At 60.5% G+C, this 17,932-nt stretch carries 17 protein-coding genes; 8 read left to right on the forward strand and 9 right to left on the reverse strand.

Going from position 1 to position 17,932, the window contains the following annotated elements:
• Window positions 1–16: 16 nt before the first annotated feature.
• The 4 genes from ADS46_RS13375 to ADS46_RS13390 are packed head-to-tail and all read right to left on the reverse strand — an operon-like array spanning window position 17 to window position 3,818.
• Window positions 17–937 carry a metal ABC transporter permease gene (locus ADS46_RS13375; RefSeq protein WP_066320880.1) on the reverse strand — a complete coding sequence of 307 codons (921 nt, stop codon included), beginning with the start codon at window positions 935–937 and terminating at the stop codon, window positions 17–19.
• Complete coding sequence (locus ADS46_RS13380) at window positions 934–2,040, reverse strand: iron chelate uptake ABC transporter family permease subunit (RefSeq protein ID WP_066320882.1); 1,107 nt, start codon at window positions 2,038–2,040, stop codon at window positions 934–936. Before ADS46_RS13380 ends, ADS46_RS13375 begins: the two co-directional genes overlap by 4 nt.
• 3 nt (window positions 2,041–2,043) lie before the next feature.
• Window positions 2,044–2,826: a metal ABC transporter ATP-binding protein gene (locus ADS46_RS13385; RefSeq protein ID WP_066320884.1), complete on the reverse strand. Its 783-nt coding sequence runs from the start codon at window positions 2,824–2,826 to the stop codon at window positions 2,044–2,046.
• 23 nt (window positions 2,827–2,849) lie between these two features.
• Window positions 2,850–3,818 (reverse strand): metal ABC transporter solute-binding protein, Zn/Mn family, encoded by a 969-nt coding sequence (locus ADS46_RS13390; protein ID WP_066320886.1) that lies wholly within the window; start codon window positions 3,816–3,818, stop codon window positions 2,850–2,852.
• Between the two features lie 441 nt (window positions 3,819–4,259).
• Here ADS46_RS13390 and ADS46_RS13395 point away from each other — a divergent pair, with 441 nt between their 5' ends.
• The 8 genes from ADS46_RS13395 (at window position 4,260) to ADS46_RS13430 (ending at window position 11,661) form a co-directional block, all read left to right on the forward strand.
• Window positions 4,260–5,144: an urease accessory protein UreD gene (locus tag ADS46_RS13395; protein WP_066320887.1), complete on the forward strand. Its 885-nt coding sequence runs from the start codon at window positions 4,260–4,262 to the stop codon at window positions 5,142–5,144.
• 23 nt (window positions 5,145–5,167) lie between these two features.
• Window positions 5,168–5,470 (forward strand): urease subunit gamma, encoded by a 303-nt coding sequence (gene ureA / locus ADS46_RS13400; protein WP_066320888.1) that lies wholly within the window; start codon window positions 5,168–5,170, stop codon window positions 5,468–5,470.
• Window positions 5,471–5,494: 24 nt separating this feature from the next.
• Window positions 5,495–5,815 (forward strand): urease subunit beta, encoded by a 321-nt coding sequence (locus tag ADS46_RS13405; RefSeq protein WP_066320976.1) that lies wholly within the window; start codon window positions 5,495–5,497, stop codon window positions 5,813–5,815.
• Window positions 5,812–7,527 (forward strand): urease subunit alpha, encoded by a 1,716-nt coding sequence (gene ureC / locus ADS46_RS13410; RefSeq protein WP_066320889.1) that lies wholly within the window; start codon window positions 5,812–5,814, stop codon window positions 7,525–7,527. The genes ADS46_RS13405 and ureC overlap by 4 nt, the downstream gene beginning before the upstream one ends.
• 156 nt (window positions 7,528–7,683) lie before the next feature.
• Window positions 7,684–8,232: an urease accessory protein UreE gene (gene ureE, locus ADS46_RS13415; protein ID WP_066320890.1), complete on the forward strand. Its 549-nt coding sequence runs from the start codon at window positions 7,684–7,686 to the stop codon at window positions 8,230–8,232.
• Complete coding sequence (locus tag ADS46_RS13420; RefSeq protein WP_066320892.1) at window positions 8,222–8,935, forward strand: urease accessory protein UreF; 714 nt, start codon at window positions 8,222–8,224, stop codon at window positions 8,933–8,935. Before ureE ends, ADS46_RS13420 begins: the two co-directional genes overlap by 11 nt.
• Window positions 8,936–8,947: 12 nt before the next feature.
• Window positions 8,948–9,577: an urease accessory protein UreG gene (gene ureG / locus ADS46_RS13425; protein WP_066320893.1), complete on the forward strand. Its 630-nt coding sequence runs from the start codon at window positions 8,948–8,950 to the stop codon at window positions 9,575–9,577.
• A 299-nt stretch (window positions 9,578–9,876) separates the two neighbouring features.
• Entirely contained in the window at window positions 9,877–11,661 is a 1,785-nt protein-coding gene (locus ADS46_RS13430; protein WP_066320894.1) for a methyl-accepting chemotaxis protein, read from the forward strand.
• A gap of 100 nt (window positions 11,662–11,761) precedes the next feature.
• On the opposite strand, the gene ADS46_RS13435 is transcribed toward ADS46_RS13430, so the two are convergent.
• Genes ADS46_RS13435 through ADS46_RS13455 form a run of 5 tightly spaced genes read right to left on the reverse strand, consistent with a single transcriptional unit; the run spans window position 11,762 to window position 17,814 of the window.
• The gene (locus ADS46_RS13435) at window positions 11,762–12,007 is read right to left on the reverse strand and encodes a formate dehydrogenase subunit delta (protein WP_066320896.1); all 246 of its coding nucleotides are present in this window, start codon (window positions 12,005–12,007) and stop codon (window positions 11,762–11,764) included.
• A gap of 11 nt (window positions 12,008–12,018) precedes the next feature.
• A complete protein-coding gene (fdhD, locus tag ADS46_RS13440; protein WP_066320897.1) occupies window positions 12,019–12,867 on the reverse strand; it encodes a formate dehydrogenase accessory sulfurtransferase FdhD in 849 nt (282 codons plus the stop codon).
• On the reverse strand, window positions 12,864–15,770 hold the full coding sequence (gene fdhF, locus ADS46_RS13445) for a formate dehydrogenase subunit alpha (RefSeq protein ID WP_066320898.1): 2,907 nt from the start codon (window positions 15,768–15,770) through the stop codon (window positions 12,864–12,866). The genes fdhD and fdhF overlap by 4 nt, the downstream gene beginning before the upstream one ends.
• Window positions 15,767–17,323 carry a formate dehydrogenase beta subunit gene (locus tag ADS46_RS13450; protein ID WP_066320899.1) on the reverse strand — a complete coding sequence of 519 codons (1,557 nt, stop codon included), beginning with the start codon at window positions 17,321–17,323 and terminating at the stop codon, window positions 15,767–15,769. The genes fdhF and ADS46_RS13450 overlap by 4 nt, the downstream gene beginning before the upstream one ends.
• On the reverse strand, window positions 17,320–17,814 hold the full coding sequence (locus ADS46_RS13455; protein ID WP_066320901.1) for a formate dehydrogenase subunit gamma: 495 nt from the start codon (window positions 17,812–17,814) through the stop codon (window positions 17,320–17,322). The genes ADS46_RS13450 and ADS46_RS13455 overlap by 4 nt, the downstream gene beginning before the upstream one ends.
• Window positions 17,815–17,932: the final 118 nt, after the last annotated feature.

A 17,932-nucleotide genomic window follows, 5' to 3' on the forward strand; every position in this document is an offset into this window, starting at 1 on the left:
CCGGACCGCCTGCTCTTCAAACGCTGGGCGGCGGCGCCATGGGCGTCTGACGTGCCCGGCGGCGTTTGACCAGTTGGGTAATCACGCCGTAGCGTGGCCCCGCCAGAAAGGCGAGCATCAGGAATACGCCGGTCATGACGGCCATCATGCCGCCAATGGAGACGTTGAGACACACGGCGAGGTAGTAGCCGGAAATACTCGAGGCGATGGAAATGAGCGCCCCGATGATAAACATCATCCACAGCCGGTCGGTCAGCAAATAGGCGGCGGAGGCGGGCACAATGGCAAAGGCGATAAACAGCACTGCCCCCACGGCATCAAAGGCCGCTACCGCAGTGGAGCTTGTGAGCATCAGCAGCACATAGAAAAGGATCGAGGGCATAAAACCAAACGTTTTGGCCAGCGCCGGATCGAAGGTGGCCAGCTTCAGCTCCTTATAAAAGAGTCCGATAAACGCGTAGTTGAGCACCGTCATCACGCTCATCGATACCAGCGCCTGGGGGATGGGCAGACCGAAGATGTCGAGGGTATCCAGCCAGACAAAACCGATCTCACCGAGCAGCACAGTATGCGTGTCGATATGCACATCATTGGCATAAATATTCAACAGCAGCACACCGATCGAGAAAAGTGCCGGGAAGACCAGCCCAATAGCGGTATCCTGCTTGACCCGCTTGGTGTTCGCCAAGGCTTCGGTGAGCAGGACGGTCAACAGCCCCGTGAGGGCGGCCCCGATCAATTGTACCGGTCCGCTCTGCTGCTTGGTCAGCAGCCAGACGATGACGATGCCAAACACAATCGAGTGGCTGATGGCGTCGGACAACATGCTGTTGCCGCGCAGCACTAAAAAGGTGCCCACCGCCGAGGAGGCGATGCCCACCATCGCGCCAACCAGAATAATCGGCAGGGCAGTGGTGGTCAGTAGCTCTGCCATCATGATGCTGACTCCCCAAAGGCCGCGACCACGCTTCTCGCCTCTGCCTGGCCCAGTGGCGTTAGCTCCCAGCCGTTGTCGCTTAGGGTGGCGCTGCGGGGAGAGCGGGTTAGGTAGCCCTGCTGCTTAAGCTTGTTGAGCATTCTGCGTGAACCGAGTGTTGAAGCAGCGCGTGAGGGGTCAGCCGAGTGTTTATACAGCGCATAAAGTAGCTGCTGTTTCTGCAGCGCTGATTTCTGGCGATAGTGCTTTATCACGCCCCACAGCAGGCCACGGTCGGGCGCCAATGCCAACGATATAAGCACGATGGCGGTTGCGGTCAGGACAATCAGCGGGCCGGTTGCCAGGCCTCGCGATAGGGTGCTGATGGTCGCCCCTGATACACCACTGACAATGCCGACCCCTGCGGCGATGGCGAGCATACCGCCCAAGTGGCGGCTCCATTGCCGGGCGGCGGCCGCGGGCGCCACGATCATGGCCGCCATCAAGATCACGCCGACCATCTGCAGGCCAACCACGACCGCCAGCGCGACCATAGCGGTGAGCGATGCCTCAATGGCGGTGGTGCGCATGCCGAGCGTGCGGGCATACTCCGGGTCAAACGTGACCAGTTTGGCCTGTTTCCAGAAGACGGCGAGCAGCAGCAGCGTGACCAGCGTAATGCTGCCCATCACCCATAAATCAGAGCGCAGCGTCGCAGCGGCCTGGCCGAACAGGAAAGCCTCAAGGCCGCCCTGGGAGGCGTTATTGGTGCCCTGGATATAGGTGAGCAGCACGATGCCCACGGCAAAAAAGATGCTCAGGCAGGCGCCCAGGCCTGCGTCGGTTTTGAGGCGGCTCAAACGCGTCAGCATCAGCATGATCAGCGCGGCGGCTGAGCCCGTGATCAGTGAGCCAATAATGATCCCGCCCATATCGCGGCTACCGGTAATGATAAAGCTCAAGCAGATGCCGGGAAGGGCGGCGTGGGAGATCGCGTCTCCCAGCAGGCTTTGGCGACGCAGCACTGCAAAACAGCCTAGCGGGCCGCTGATCAGCCCCAGCAGTGAGGCGCCAATGACGACATTCTGAAAGGTGTAGTCAGATAAAAGCTCAAGCCACGCCATGGGTTACTTCACCTTTGAGGCGGAAAACATTAACGATTCATTGTCGTCAAGTAGCGCAATCTGGCCGCCGTAAGCCTGGCGCAGGTTATCAATCCTGAATACTTCCTCGGCCTTGCCGCTGGCGATGACCCGCACGTTTAACAGCAGCAGCCAATCAAAGTAGGTGCGAACCGTTTGCAGGTCGTGATGTACCACAATCAGCGTCTTGCCCGCATCGCGCAGGCGGCGCAGGATATCGATAATGGCCCGCTCGGTGGTGGCATCGACCCCTGCCATGGGTTCGTCAAGAAAATACACATCGGCCTGCTGCACCAGCGCACGGGCCAGAAATACGCGCTGCTGTTGACCACCAGAAAGCTGGCTGATCTGGCGGTCGCCGAAGGCGCTCATACCGACCATCTCCAGCGCTTCCTGCGCCTCGTTCCGCTCTTTGCGACCCGGTCGTTTGAGCCAGCCTAGACGCCCGTAAAGCCCCATGGTGACCACATCCAGTGCGGTGGTGGGAAAATCCCAGTCAACGCTTGAGCGCTGGGGCACGTAGCCCACCCGTTTACGCTGTGCGGCGTAGGGCCGCCCATGCACCCTCACCTCGCCTGACAACGACGGTACCAGCCCCAGCAGGCTTTTGATCAAGGTGCTCTTGCCCGCCCCGTTAGGGCCCACAATGCCCGCCATGACACCGGCGGGAATATCCAGATCGATATCCCACAGCACGGGCTGGTGATGGTAGCTCACCGTCAGGTTTTTAACGCTCAGTGCGGTCTCAGCAGGGTCGGATGTCGCCATGTGTGTACTGCCTTGTCGAATGCTTATTGAGCGAGTTGCCACTCGCTGGCCCAGTCATCCAGCGCCTTTGGCAGCGGCGCCAAGGAACCGCCTAGCGCCTCGACAATATGCTGGGTGTTACGGTAAATCATGCCCATATAGGTACCATCCACCGTGCCTTCATCGCCCATGGCGTCGGAGTAAAGCTCGCCGCCGATCATGACCTCATGGTCGCGCTGCTTGGCGGCATCAATCACGGCCTGAATGGTGCGGGGATTGATCGTGCTCTCGACAAATATGGCGGGCACGTTATTAGCGACAACGCTATCCGCCATGCTGCGAATGTCCGCGATCCCGGTTTCGGTTTCGGTACTGATCCCCTGAATCCCTTCCACCTCAATGTCATAGGCACGGCCAAAATAGCTGAATGCATCGTGGGCGGTGACGAGAATACGCTGCTCTTCCGGGATGCTGGCAATGCTCTCTTTAACCCACTCATGCAGGGCTAGCAATTGAGCCTGATAACGCTCGGTATTGGTTTCAATCGTCGTGGCGCACTCAGGGCGTGCTTCCTTGAAGGCATCGCTCAGGGTGGGCAGTGTTTGGGCCCATAAAGAGACATCCATCCACAGGTGAGGGTCGACCCCGTAGACATCCTGAGCGGTGATCAACGACGCCGGCTCAATGGAAGCGGGCGCCACGGCAAGGGTGGGTGTTCGTTCCGAGAAATTCTCCAGCACACTCCCCAGCTGTCCTTCCAATGAGTAGCCTGAATAGAGAATGTGGTCGGCACTCCGTAGCAAGGCCACGTCGCTAGCGCTTGCCTGATACAGATGGGGGTCGACGCCTGGGCCCATCATGGCGTCAACCTTGACGCATTCGCCACCGACTTCCTGCGCCACATCGGCAATCATTCCAATCGTTGCCACCACGTTTAAAGGTGCTTCATCAGCAGTTGCCAACGCACTTAAAGGCAGTGTTCCCAACAACATCACAGCATGTCTTGTGACCATGATTAAGCTCCAGACTCGACAGGCGTTGGATGGTAGATAACGCAGGGTTTCTTATTGAAAGTTTATTTCATTTAAGTAATAAGTATAGCCTTGGCTAAGTTTGTGGCGCAATGAATTCAATGTCAAGCACCCCGCAATGAGCTGATCAAGCAGCATCTGACGGTGCAAGGTACCCCACATCTCAAGGTCTTGGAACGGGTCGACATGGCAGTGCCTCGGCCGTCGCGACGCCTCAGTGTGGCAGAAGGGATATTCACATGGCGTGCCATTTTGGTGCTTTAAAGGGTTCGCCTGTTCTTGATTGGTGCAAACAGCCCTTGCTGACCACCTCGACTGTCCACTGGGAGCCCCGTGAGTTCGGTATGCCATCACTTTTCACCATTTTGGCGCATAAATTGCATTTGTTAGTTAAAGGTCACTGTAAGGACGCGATAGCTACCTATGATGCTTTGCGATATCGCCAAACCGCCCGTTGCCTCGGGCCATCGTTTCGATGATCAGCGCCACTGGGCAGCCTCGCTGGCATTGCGCTTTGCCCACCGCGACGGCGCCACCCGCATGGTGCAGGCGCGCCACTCGGGGCCATTACGGGTACAGCGGCCGTTCTACCCGGAAGGCCGGGGCGAGGCCTGCCACGTTTACCTGTTGCACCCGCCGGGGGGGCTGGTGAGCGGTGATGCGCTGACTATTCAGGCCCATGTAGAAAACGGCGCCCAGGCGCTGCTGACGACGCCTGCCGCCAACAAACTCTATAAAGCCGACAGTCAGGGCGTCGCCTGGACCCAGCATACCCAGTTGAGCGTTGGCGACGGAGCCACCCTTGAGTGGCTGCCCCAGGAAACCATTGCCTTTGACGGCTCGCGGGGTGAGCAGCGCACCTCGATTGATTTGCATGGCAGTGCCCGCTGCCTGGGCTGGGAAGTCATGGCGCTGGGCCGCCCGGCAAGCGAGCTGCCCTATGTGTCTGGACGTATTGAGCAGCACTTTCGTTTGACCCTGGACGGCAAGCCGCTGTGGCTGGAGCGTCAGCCTCTCGACCCTTTGCACCCGCGCTTTATCGGGCGCTGGGGGCAAGGGGGTGCGACGGTACAGGCTACACTCTGGGCAGTGGGCATAGCCGATGTGGCGGGGGCTATCGAGGCCCTGCGCGAAGCGCTGCCCGACAACCCTCGCTGGGCCGTCACGGTGCGTCACGGCGTATTGTTGCTGCGCTATCTGGGCAACTCACGCAACGAAGCCTGGGCGCTGTGCGAGCAGGCCTGGCATCTGCTGCGCCCTCTTTGGATCGAGCGTGAAGCGCATACACCGAGAATCTGGCTAACCTAATAACTCGCTAACGGAGACGCCCCATGGAATTAACCCCGAGAGACAAAGACAAGCTGCTGCTGTTCTCTGCCGCCCAGCTTGCCGAGCGCCGCAAAGCTCGCGGTTTGAAGCTCAACTACCCCGAAGCGGTTGCGCTGATCAGCTTTGAAATCATGGAAGGCGCCCGTGACGGTCGCAGCGTGGCCGACCTGATGAGCTACGGCCGCGAGATATTAAGCCGCGACGACGTGATGGAAGGGGTGGCCGAGATGGTCGACGAGGTTCAGGTGGAAGCCACCTTCCCCGACGGCACCAAGCTGGTCACTGTTCACACCCCCATTAATTAGGAGGTCGCCATGATTCCCGGCCCAATGATTCCAGGACAGTATCAGTTAAAAGACGGCGATATCGAGCTGTGCGTCGGCCGTGAACGTATCAGCGTCGAGGTGGCCAATACCGGTGACCGGCCGATTCAGGTGGGGTCGCACTATCATTTTGCCGAGACCAACCCGGCGCTGGTGTTTGACCGTGACAAGTCGCGTGGCTATCGCCTGGACGTCGCGGCGGGCACGGCGATTCGCTTCGAGCCCGGCCAGACCCGCGAAGTTACCTTGATCCCGTATGTCGGCAAGCGGGAAATTTACGGTTTTCGCGGCGATGTGATGGGTGCGCTTGATGGAGGTAAGCAATGAAACCGGATAACCAGATCAGTCGGCAGGCCTACGCCGATATGTACGGCCCCACGGTGGGTGACCGCGTGCGGCTGGGCGACACCGAGCTATGGATCGAGGTCGAAAAAGACGCCACCCACTATGGCGATGAAGTTAAATTCGGCGGCGGCAAGGTTATCCGCGACGGCATGGGCCAAAGCCAACGCGCCGACGACACGGTGATGGATACGGTCATCACCAATGCGCTGATCTTGGACTGGTGGGGCATCGTCAAAGCCGACGTGGGCATTCAAAATGGCCGCATCGCCTCGATTGGCAAAGCCGGTAACCCGGATACCCAGCCGGATGTCGAGATCGTGATTGGCCCCGGCACCGAAATCATCTCCGGGGAAGGCAAGATTCTCACCGCCGGGGCGCTGGATGCCCATATTCATTTCATTTGCCCGCAGCTGGTAGAAGAAGCGCTTATGAGCGGCATTACCACCATGCTCGGCGGCGGCACGGGACCGGCTACCGGCACTAACGCCACCACCTGCACCCCTGGCGCCTGGCATATCGGCAAAATGCTCCAGGCGGTGGACGATATGCCCATGAACATTGGCTTGCTGGGCAAGGGTAACGCCAGCCTGCCCGAGTCGCTGGAAGCCCAGCTGAATGCAGGCGCCATGGGCCTCAAACTGCACGAGGACTGGGGCACGACACCCGCCTCGATCAACAACTGCCTTAACGTGGCGGATGTTTATGATGTGCAGGTTGCCATCCACACCGACACCCTGAACGAGTCGGGCTTTGTGGAAGACACCCTGGCGGCGTTCAACGAGCGTTGTATTCACACCTACCACACCGAGGGGGCCGGGGGTGGTCACGCGCCGGATATCCTCACCGCCTGCGCCAAGCCCTATGTGCTGCCGTCGTCCACCAACCCGACGCGCCCCTATACGGTCAACACCATCGACGAACACCTCGATATGCTGATGGTGTGCCACCACCTGGATCCCAATATCCCTGAAGACGTGGCCTTCGCCGACTCACGCATTCGCCGGGAAACCATCGCCGCCGAGGATATTCTCCACGACCTGGGCGTGATCTCGATGATCGCCTCGGACTCCCAGGCCATGGGGCGGGTCGGTGAAGTGGTCTGCCGCACCTGGCAAACGGCGCATAAAATGAAGGTTCAGCGCGGCCTGCTGCCGGAAGACGAGGCCCTGGGCGCCGATAATTTCCGCGCCAAGCGCTATATCGCCAAATACACCATTAACCCGGCCATCACCCACGGTATCGCCCACGAAGTCGGCTCCATCGAAGTCGGAAAAATGGCGGATCTGGTGCTTTGGAAACCGGCGTTTTTCGGTACCAAACCGGCGATGATCATCAAGGGCGGCATGATTGCGGCGGCCCCCATGGGCGACCCCAATGCGTCGATTCCCACGCCACAGCCGGTGCATTACCGTTACATGTTTGGTGCCCTGGGCCGCGCGGCCAGCCAGACCCGGCTCAGCTTTGTCAGCCAGGCGGCGCTGGATGCGGGGATTAAACAAACGCTAGGGCTGAACAGCGAGCTAGCGGCGTGCAAAAACGTGCGCCAGGTGCGCAAGCAGGACATGAAGCTCAACGATGCCTGCCCGGATCTGACCGTCGACCCGCAAACCTACGAAGTGCGCTGCGATGGCGAAATTTTAACCTGCGAGCCTGCTACCGAATTGCCGCTGGCCCAGCGGTATCACTTGTTTTGAGCGAGGCTATTTTATTTAGGTAGAGGTGACGGGGGTAGGTCGTAGAGAGGGTCTTTTGCCATGGATGGCAAAAGTAGCTTACAGGGAGGTATTCACAGCGCCCTCTCGTAGACCTACCCCCGGCACAGCCCCATAGATAGCGAAAGGACGGTAGCAATGCTGAAACTGATAGAGCGTTTAGGGCCGATAGACGAGAGCGCCGCTAGCGACACGCTCACGCTGCCCTTTGAACTGCGCATCCGCGGACGCTTGAAAGCCCAAAGCGACAGCGGTCGTGAGCTGGGGCTGTTTCTGGATCGCGGCCCGGTGTTGCGTAGCGGCGAAGGCCTGAAAGCCGAAAGTGGCGAAGTCGTGCGTGTCTGCGCCGCCGTAGAACCGGTGGTGACCGCGCGAGTAAGTGCTGGCTTACCACTGGCGCGCCTTGCTTACCACCTGGGCAATCGCCACGTACAGCTGGCACTGGGGGAAGATGAAAAAGGTGGCTGGGTGCGCTTCCCGCCGGATCATGTACTGGAAGAGCTCGCCGAGTTGTTAGGTGCAGAATTAGAGCACCACAACGCCACCTTCGACCCGGAGCCGGGCGCCTATAATCAGATAGGCGGCGGTGGTCACTCACATGGTCATTCCCACGGGCACGGCCATTCTCATGACCACGGCCACCCTCATGACCATTCACACGACCATGAGCATCACCATGCCCACTGATGTCACCGCGCAAAACAGCCAAAACGATGAGCTGGCACTGCTGGGGCTGATGCAACTGGTCAGCCCGTCGCTGCCCATCGGTGCCTTTGCCTTCTCGCAAGGCCTGGAAAGTGCCTTTGAACTCGGCTGGGTAAGTGACGAAGCAAGCCTCGCCGAGTGGTTAAGCGGCGTATTGGAAGACGGCTTAACCCGTTGCGAGTTACCCGTGCTGGCGCGGCTGCATCAGGCCATTGGCAAAGGCGATAGCGATACGATTGCCCAGTGGGATACGTGGTTGGCGGCGACGCGGGAAACTGCCGAGCTGGCCGCTGAAGACAGTCGCCTGGGTGCCTCACTCAAGCGTCTGCTGGGTAGCCTGAACTTGATGCCAAGTGAAGACTCACTAGCGCCCTTGTTACCGGCTCAGGCAGGCTATGTAACGCTGTTTGCTTTCACGGCCCATACCCGTGGCGTATCCGTTCGACAAACGCTGCTCGGCTTTGCCTGGGCGTGGCTGGAAAACCAGTTGGCCGTCGCCTGCAAGGCCCTGCCACTGGGCCACACCGCTGCCCAGCGGGTGAACGAGCAACTGCGCCCGGCACTTGTCACTGCCGTGGATCAGGCGCTTTCGCTTGATGACGATGAGCTCGGCCCGGTGCTTCCTGGCCTGGCGCTGGCCAGCGCCTTGCACGAAACCCAATATTCACGACTGTTTAGAAGTTAGGAGATATTCATTATGACGCACTGTTTACGCGTTGGCGTGGGTGGCCCGGTTGGCTCGGGCAAAACCGCGCTGTTAAAGCAGCTCTGCCTGGCGCTGCGCGACCACTACGATATCGCCGTGGTGACCAACGATATCTACACCCGCGAAGACGCCGACTTTCTGCTCAAGCACGATGCGCTGCCGGCCGACCGCATTCTAGGCGTGGAAACCGGCGGCTGCCCGCACACCGCCATTCGAGAAGATGCCTCCATGAACCTGGCGGCCATCGATGAGCTGCAGGAACGCCACCCCAAGCTGGAACTGGTAATGGTGGAATCCGGCGGTGATAACCTGTCGGCAACCTTCAGCCCCGAGCTTTCGGATCTCACCCTCTACGTGATCGACGTCTCCGCTGGGGACAAGATTCCACGTAAAGGTGGCCCGGGCATCACCAAATCCGACCTGCTGATTATCAACAAGATCGACATCGCCGAGCAGGTGCATGCCTCGCTGGAGGTGATGGAGCGCGATTCCAAGAAAATGCGTGGCGAACGGCCCTTTGTGTTCACCAATCTGTATGACGGGGTAGGGCTTGAAGAGATTATCCGCTTTATTCTCGATAAAGGGATGTTGGATGAGCGGCGCACGGCCATTGCGGGCTAACCTGGGGCGGGCACAATAAAAAAGTCGCCCCGACCAGGCGGTTGAAGGGTCGAGGCGACTGAACAAAGGTGGGTGGCATCAAGCCTTAAAACGGGCCGTCCCTGGCCACCACACCTTCACTGTGGACGCCAAGGCTTTCCATCACCTTAACGTATGTTATGAACCTTCTAATTTTGCTCTGAATAGGCCACAAACCATCGAATGGTCCTGAATAATTAAAGTTTAAACATCGTTTGTCGATAAAAGACGAATAATAATTTTAATACTTCATAACTCACAAACGTTGGAATTCGCTCACAATGACTACCTCTGAATCTCCCTCTCGCTGGGCCTTGGGCCTGCAAACCAAGGTGCTGATACTGGTCTTGTTACCCTTGTTCCTGGTCACGGTTGCACTGGTCGGGTTTAAAGCCTATAGCACAACCCAGGACGCCCGCGACGCGCTGGCGGAACAGCGTGAACAATTGATTGAAGAACGCCGCAGAGCGGTGCGCGACGTTGTGCAAATGGCGAGGACTGCCATCGAACCGATTTACGAAGACGCCGGTGTCAACGATGAGGAAGCCAAGCAACAGGTTGCCGAGATCGTGCGCTCCATGCGCTTTGAAGATAACAACTATATTTTCATCTACGACTATGATGGTAACAATATCGTGACGGCCCCCGCGCCGGAGCGTGAAGGTACCAACATGATCGACGCGCAAACTCCCGATGGCACCTATCTGATCCGCGAGATCATCGACGTTGCCCAGAGTGGCGGCGGCTTCTATAACTATGTGTGGGAATACCCAGGTACCGACGAATTTGAACCCAAGCACTCTTATGTCGACCGCCTCGAAAAATGGGATTGGTTAATTGGCGCGGGTGTGTACGTGACCGATGTGGATGAAACGATGGCAGCACTAGAGGCCGAGACAGCTGCTGATATACGTCAAAGCATCCTCTTTGCCGCGCTGCTGGGGCTGGTGCTGTTTATGGTGGTGGCGCTGGTCGCGTATGTTTTTGTTCGTCGTACCGTCGGGCCGATCAAGCGCACCTCTGCCGCCATGCACGATATCGCCCAGGGCCGGGGTGACCTGACCCGCCGCCTCGCGGTGGAAAGCAACGACGAGATCGGCGAGCTGTCCATGCAGTTCAATGCCTTTGTCGAGCGTATGCAGGACACGCTGCGCGATGTTCGCCACAGTACCTCCAGCGTATATGATTCCGCTGGTGAAATATCCCGCAGCAGCGAAGAACTGTCGACGCGGACCGAGCAGGCGGCTGCCAACCTTCAGGAAACCTCCTCCTCTATGGAAGAGATTACCTCGACGGTCAATCACAGCGCCGACAGTGCCCAGCAGGCCAATAAGCTGGTGCAGTCCACTGCGGAAGTTGCCCACAAGGGCGAGCAGTCTATGGAGCAGGTGGAACGCACCATGCAGGATATCAATGAGTCGGCCAGCCGTATCAGCGATATCATTACCATGATCGATTCCATTGCCTTCCAGACCAACATCCTGGCGCTCAACGCTTCGGTGGAAGCCGCCCGAGCGGGCGAGCATGGCCGTGGGTTTGCCGTGGTAGCGCAGGAAGTTAGAACCCTGGCGAGCCGTTCCAGCGATGCGTCCAAGGAAATTCGCACGCTCATCGATGCCTCGGTGCAGCACACCCATTCCGGCGCAGAGCTGGTGCGTGATGCGGGCACCACGATGCGGGAAATCGTCGAGAGCGTGGCCAAGGTGACCGACGTGATCGGCGAGATCAGTGCCGGGGCGAAAGAGCAGAGCAGCGGTATCAGCCAGATCAATACCGCCGTGGCCGAAATGGATACCATGACTCAGCAAAACGCCGCCATGGTGCAACAGTCGACCACTGCTGCCGCCGACATGCGCCGCCATGCCGAGCACCTGAGCGAGCTGATCAACTCCTTTGTGCTGGGCGAAGGCGAGCCACAGCATCAGGCGCTCGCCTCTCCGGCGTCTCAGAAGCGTGGCAGCGATAACGCTATGAAGCGCCCTGCGCTTTCATCCCACGCCTCATCACAGCCATCATCAAAGCCCTCACCGGCAAAGCATGCTGCAGATGAGTGGGAAGAGTTCTAACGTTCACTACCAGTGCTTGTGATATCAGCACTTGGGAAAGATGGGTATAAAAACGGGGCTTGCCATTTGGCAAGCCCCGTTGCGTAACCGCCAGTGATGGTTATCCGGTATGGCGCCTGGCCAATCTTTCCGCCAGCAAGGTGACGGCGCGCTTTGCCAGTGGTGAAAGCGCAGTATCCTCGCGTTCCAGTGTGGCGACCAGGCGATGCTTCATGGAGCGCGCCCAGAAGGTTTCCAGGTGGCGGCAGGTGGCCGCGGCTGCCGTTTCTTCATCGCGACCGCCGCCCAGGTTAGCGGCGATCTGGTTGGTCATGTGAATCAGGTGAGTCTCTTGGTTCGACGACATTGCGTGCCTCCTCAGCCGTGTGCCATCGCCGCCGCCGTGGGGCGATGGTAAATCAGGTGGCGGCCGGGCCGCGCAAAGCCTGCCAGTAGCAGCCCCGATGCCTGGGCCTGCTCCACGGCCAGGGCGGTGGCCGCCGATACCGCCACCAGGGCGCCAATACCGGCACTGGCACATTTGTGCACCATCTCGTAGCTGGCGCGACTGGTGACCAGCGCGAACCCTTCGCCGAGGGGAAGGGCTTCGCGGGCAAGGGCACCAATCAATTTGTCCAGGGCGTTATGCCGACCCACATCCTCACGCAGCCGTTGGATGCGCCCCTGGGCATCGCACCAGGCGGCACCGTGGCTAGCGCCAGTGGCTGCCTGCAGCGGCTGGTGGGCGGCCAGTTCCTGCAGGGAGCGCTGGATGGCGGCGTCACTCAAGGGCGGCGCCAAGACAGGGGGAATCGGGCGGATGGCCTGTTCCAGTGCTTCGGCACCGCATAACCCGCAGCCAGTGCGTCCTGTCAGGCTGCGCCGCCGTTGTTTGAGCTCGGCCATTCGCTGGCTGGCAATAGTGAGGTGAACGGTGAGGCCTTGGGGTGCTTCGTGGATATCGAGATCGTAGCACTCGTCGACGTTGGCCAGGATGCCTTCTGACAGGCTGAAGCCCAGGGCAAACTCCTCAAGATCCGTTGGGCTGGCCATCATCACCGCGTGGGAGATGCCGTTGTAGACCAGGGCCACCGGCCTTTCCAGGGCCAGTCGATCCTCCTGACTATCGGCGTACCAGCCGTTAGCGCCCCGGCGCACTTCCACTGGCTGGTGTGCTATGCCTTTTTCCGGGGCTGGCGCCGTGTCGTTTATACGTGAGGCGCTCATGGAACCTCCTGCTGGGCCTTGGCCAGGTAATCACGCTGGGCCAGGTCAAAGGCGCTAAAGCGTTGCTGCCAGGCCGACGGTTGGCTGACTTTTTCCACCTGCACCGCCGTGACCTTGTACTCCGGGCAGTTGGTGGCCCAGTCCGAGTTGTCCGTGGTGATGACATTGGCGCCACTGCCGGGGTGGTGGAAGGTGGTATACACCACGCCGGGCTGCATGCGCTCACTGAGTCGCGCGCGCAGTACTGTCTGGCCCGAACGGCTGGTGATGCCCAGCCAGTCGCCGTCGCGCACGCCGCGCAGCTCGGCGTCTGAAGGGTGCAGCTCCAGCACGTCCTCATCGTGCCAGCGCTGGTTGTCGGTGCGCCGGGTCTGGGCCCCCACGTTGTACTGGCTAAGGATCCGGCCGGTGGTGAGCAGTAGCGGGAAGCGGCGGTTGGCCCGCTCCTCGGTGGCCACGTACTCGGTAATCGCAAAGCGTCCCAGCCCGATGGGGAACTCAACCTCGTGCATGGTCGGCATGCCCAGCGGGTACTCGGCGTTGCAGGGCCACTGCAGGCTGCCGCGTTCCTCCAGCTTTGTGTAGCTGACGCCCGCGAAGCTTGGCGTCAACTGGGCGATTTCGTCCATGATTTCGGAGGGATGGGTATAGTGCATCGGGTAGCCCAGCGCATTGGCCAGATCCTGGGTGACTTCCCAGTCTTCCTTGCCGGCCACCGGGGCCGTCACCTTGCGTACCCGGTTGATACGTCGCTCGGCGTTGGTGAAGGTGCCGTTCTTCTCCAAAAAGCTTGAACCCGGCAGCAGCACATGGGCGAACTTGGCCGTTTCGTTCAAGAAGATATCCTGCACGATCAGGCAGTCCAGCGACGTGAGCGCCGCCTCGACGTGCTGCGTGTTAGGGTCGGACTGGGCAATATCCTCGCCCTGCACATAGAGCGCTTTAAAAGTCCCTTCGATGGCGGCGTCGAACATGTTGGGAATGCGCAGCCCCGGCTCGTCGTCGAGCTTGACGCCCCACACCGTCTCAAAGCGGTCGCGGGCGATGGGGTCAGCCACGTGCTGGTAGCCTGGCAGCTCGTGGGGGAAGGAGCCCATGTCACAGGAACCCTGGACGTTGTTCTGGCCGCGCAGCGGGTTCACACCCACGCCCTCGCGGCCAATGTTGCCGGTGGCCAAGGCCAGGTTGGCAATCCCCATCACCATGGTCGAACCCTGGCTGTGTTCGGTGACGCCCAGCCCGTAGTAGATGGCACCGTTGCCCGCCGTGGCGTAAGTGCGTGCCGCCTGGCGCACGGCCTCGGCGGGCACGCCGGTGATGGCTTCGGTCGCCTCCGGCGAATGGCGAGCCTCGCCGATAAAGTCGCGCCAGGCGCGGTACGCTTCGGTATCGCAGCGCTTGGCGACGAACTCCGCGTCCTCGAGGCCTTCGGTGACCACCACGTGGCCCAGGGCGTTGACCAGCGCCACGTTGGTGCCCGGGCGCAGCGGAAGGTGCTGGGCCTCGCCCAGGTGCGGTGTTTTCAATAGGTCGATGCGGCGAGGGTCGGCGACGATCAGCTTGGCCCCCTGTCGCAGGCGCTTGCGCATCATGGAGCCAAACACCGGGTGGGCGTCGGTGGGGTTGGCGCCGATCACGATAATCGCGTCCGACTTCATCACCGAGTCAAACGTCTGGGTGCCCGCCGACTCACCCAGCGTGGTCTTCAGGCCGTAGCCAGTGGGTGAGTGGCAAACTCGTGCGCAGGTGTCGGTGTTGTTGTTGCCGAAGGCGGCGCGGATCAGCTTCTGCACCAGGTAGGTCTCTTCGTTGGTGCAGCGCGATGAGGTGATACCGCCGATGCTCTCGCGGCCGTGTTCGGCCTGAATCGCCTTGAGACGGTGCGCGGCAAAGCTGATCGCCTCTTCCCAACTGACTTCGCGCCAGGGCTGGTCGATTGAGTCACGAATCATCGGCGTGGTCAGGCGATCCGGGTGGGTGGTATAGCCGAAGGCAAAACGCCCCTTGACGCAGGAGTGGCCGTGATTGGCGTCGCCGCCCTTGTAGGGCACCATGCGCACCAGCTGGTCGCCCTTCATCTGGGCCTCGAACGAGCAGCCCACGCCGCAGTAGGCGCAGGTGGTGACCACGCTGTGATCCGGCACGCCGTGGTCGATCACGCTTTTTTCCATTAGCGTGGCCGTGGGGCAGGCCTGCACGCAGGCGCCGCAGGAGACGCAGTCCGAGTCCATGAAGGCGTCGTTCTGGCCTGCTGATACTTTGGATTCGAACCCGCGGCCGTCGATGGTCAGTGCGAAGGTGCCCTGCACTTCGTCGCAGGCGCGCACACAGCGCGAGCAGACGATGCATTTACTCGGGTCAAACGTAAAATAGGGGTTGGACTCGTCCTTGACCGCCTCCAGATGATTCTCGCCCGTAAAGCCGTAGCGCACTTCACGTAGGCCGACGCTACCCGCCATGTCCTGCAGCTCGCAGTCGCCATTGGCTGGGCAGGTCAAACAGTCCAGCGGGTGGTCGGAGATGTACAGCTCCATCACGTTGCGGCGCAGCTTGGCGAGCCGCTCGTTCTGGGTGGTCACCTTCATGCCCTGCACCACCGGCGTGGTGCAGGAGGCGGGAAAGCCCCGGCGCCCCTCTACCTGCACGGCGCACAGGCGACAGGAACCAAAGGCTTCCAGGCTATCGGTGGCGCACAGTTTGGGGATGTTGATATCGGCCAGGGCCGCGGCGCGCAATACCGAGGTGCCTTCAGGCACGCTGACGGTGACGCCGTCGATCTCGAGAGTGACCGGGGCGGCATCGGCATTCGGGGTGGGCGAGGGCGTGCCATAGTCCTTGTTGAAATAGTCTTTATTGAAATCGACGCTGTTGGCATGACGCCGTGGATCGAAATGTTCAATCATGATCTGTCTCCGTTCGCCGCCTGCTGGAAATCCTCAGCAAAGTGTTTCATCGCGCTCTGCACCGGGAAGGGGGCCATGCCGCCCATGGCGCAGAGCGAGCCATCCACCATCGTTTCGCAAAGATCGCTCAGCAGGACGAGATTGGCCTCGCGATTGTCGTTGGCGCGAATGCGGTCGATCACCTCCACGCCACGGGTCGAGCCGATACGACAGGGCGTACACTTGCCGCAGGACTCCACCTTGCAGAACTCCATCGAAAAGCGTGCCTGCTCGGCCATGTCGACGCTGTCATCAAACATCACCACGCCGCCGTGACCCACGCCTGCACCGACTTCGGCGAAGGTTTCGTAATCCAGCGGCATGTCCCACTGGCTTTCCGGCAGATAGGCACACAACGGGCCGCCCACCTGCACGGCACGTAGCGGTCGACCGCTTGCCGTGCCACCGCCGAAATCCTCCATCAGCGTACGCAAGGTGGTGCCAAAGGCGAGCTCCACCAGACCGCCGCGCTGAACGTTGCCTGCTAGCTGCAGCGCCAGCGTGCCCCTGGAGCGGCCCATGCCGTGATTGGCGTAGGCCTCGGCGCCTTCGGCAAGAATGAACGGCACGGCGGCCAGCGAGAGCACGTTATTGACCACGGTGGGGCGGCCGAACAGCCCCTCGATGGCGGGCAGCGGCGGCTTGAAACGTACCAGGCCCCGCTTGCCCTCCAGGCTTTCCAGAAGGGATGTCTCTTCGCCGCAAATGTACGCGCCGGCGCCCAGACGTACTTCCAGATGGAAGGTACGGCCGCTGCCGCGCAGGTCGTCGCCGAGATACCCGGCGGTCTCAGCACGGCAAATGGCTTCGTCGAGGATCTCTTTCGCCAGCGGGTACTCCGAACGCAGGTAGATATAGCCTTGGGTGGCGCCCACCGCGAGCCCGGCGATGGTCATGCCTTCGATCAGCATGTAAGGGTCGCACTCCATTGCCAGCCGGTCGGCGAAGGTGCCGGAGTCGCCCTCGTCGGCATTGCAGACGATATATTTTTGGTCGGCGGACGTGTCGAGCACCGTCTGCCACTTGATGCCGGTCGGGAAGGCGGCCCCGCCGCGTCCGCGTAGGCCGGAGGCTTTGACTTCCTCAACGATGTCCTGGGGCTCACGTTGCAGCGCAGCCTCCAGGCCGCTAAAACCGTTATGGGCGCGATAGTCCTCAATCGATAGCGGGTCAGTGATGCCGATACGCGCGAAGGTTAAACGCTGCTGCTTGGCAAGGTAGTCGATTTCCTCTGTGGGACCCAGCGCCAGAGGGTGGCTGACGCTGCCTTCCAGCAGGCCACTGTCGAGCAGTGTGGTGACGTCGCTGGGCGTCACCGGGCCATAGGCGAACCGGCCGATGGGGGTGTCGACTTCCACCAGCGGCTCAAGCCAGGCAAGGCCACGGGAGCCGTTACGTACCAGGGTGATTGTCTGGCCGCGTGCGGCGGCCTCTCTTATCAGTCGGCTGGCAATCATATCCGCACCCAGCGAAAGCGCGGTGGTATCGCGGGGGACATAAACGCGAATGCTCATCCCATCACCTCCAGCGGCCGGGTCTGCAGCTCATCCATCAATTCATCGAAGGCTTCCGGTGTGACGCGGCCGCGAATACTGTCGTCCACGCGGATCGACGGGCCGCAAGCGCAGTTGCCCAGGCAGTAAACGGCTTCGAGGGTAATTTCGCGATCCGGCGTGGTCTGGTGGTAGTCGACCCCCAAACGCGCTTTTGCGTGGGCTTCGAGCTGCCGCGCCCCTACCGACTGACAGGCCTCGGCACGGCAGATCTGCACCACGTGGCGCCCCGGCGGTGTGGTGCGAAAGTGGTGATAGAAGCTGATGACACCGTGCACCTCGGCACGTGTCTGGTGGAGGGCATCGGCGATGATCGGCACCGCTGCCTCTGGGATGAAGCCGATGCGATCCTGAAGGGCATGGAGGATCGGCAGTAGGGCGCCGGGCTTGTGCTTCAGGGCGTCGACCTCGGCCTGAATTACCTGCGGCGCCCACTCCTGGGAATGGTTCATGATGCCTTCCTCACGACTGCTTATTATGTTTTAAATATGCACTGCTTTTCATATTTAAAAAGACGTGCATCACGGTTAATACAAAGCTAGCATCAAGTTATCGGCTTAAAAATATGAA

Source organism: Halomonas sp. G11 (assembly GCF_001663515.1).
Lineage (GTDB): Bacteria > Pseudomonadota > Gammaproteobacteria > Pseudomonadales > Halomonadaceae > Vreelandella.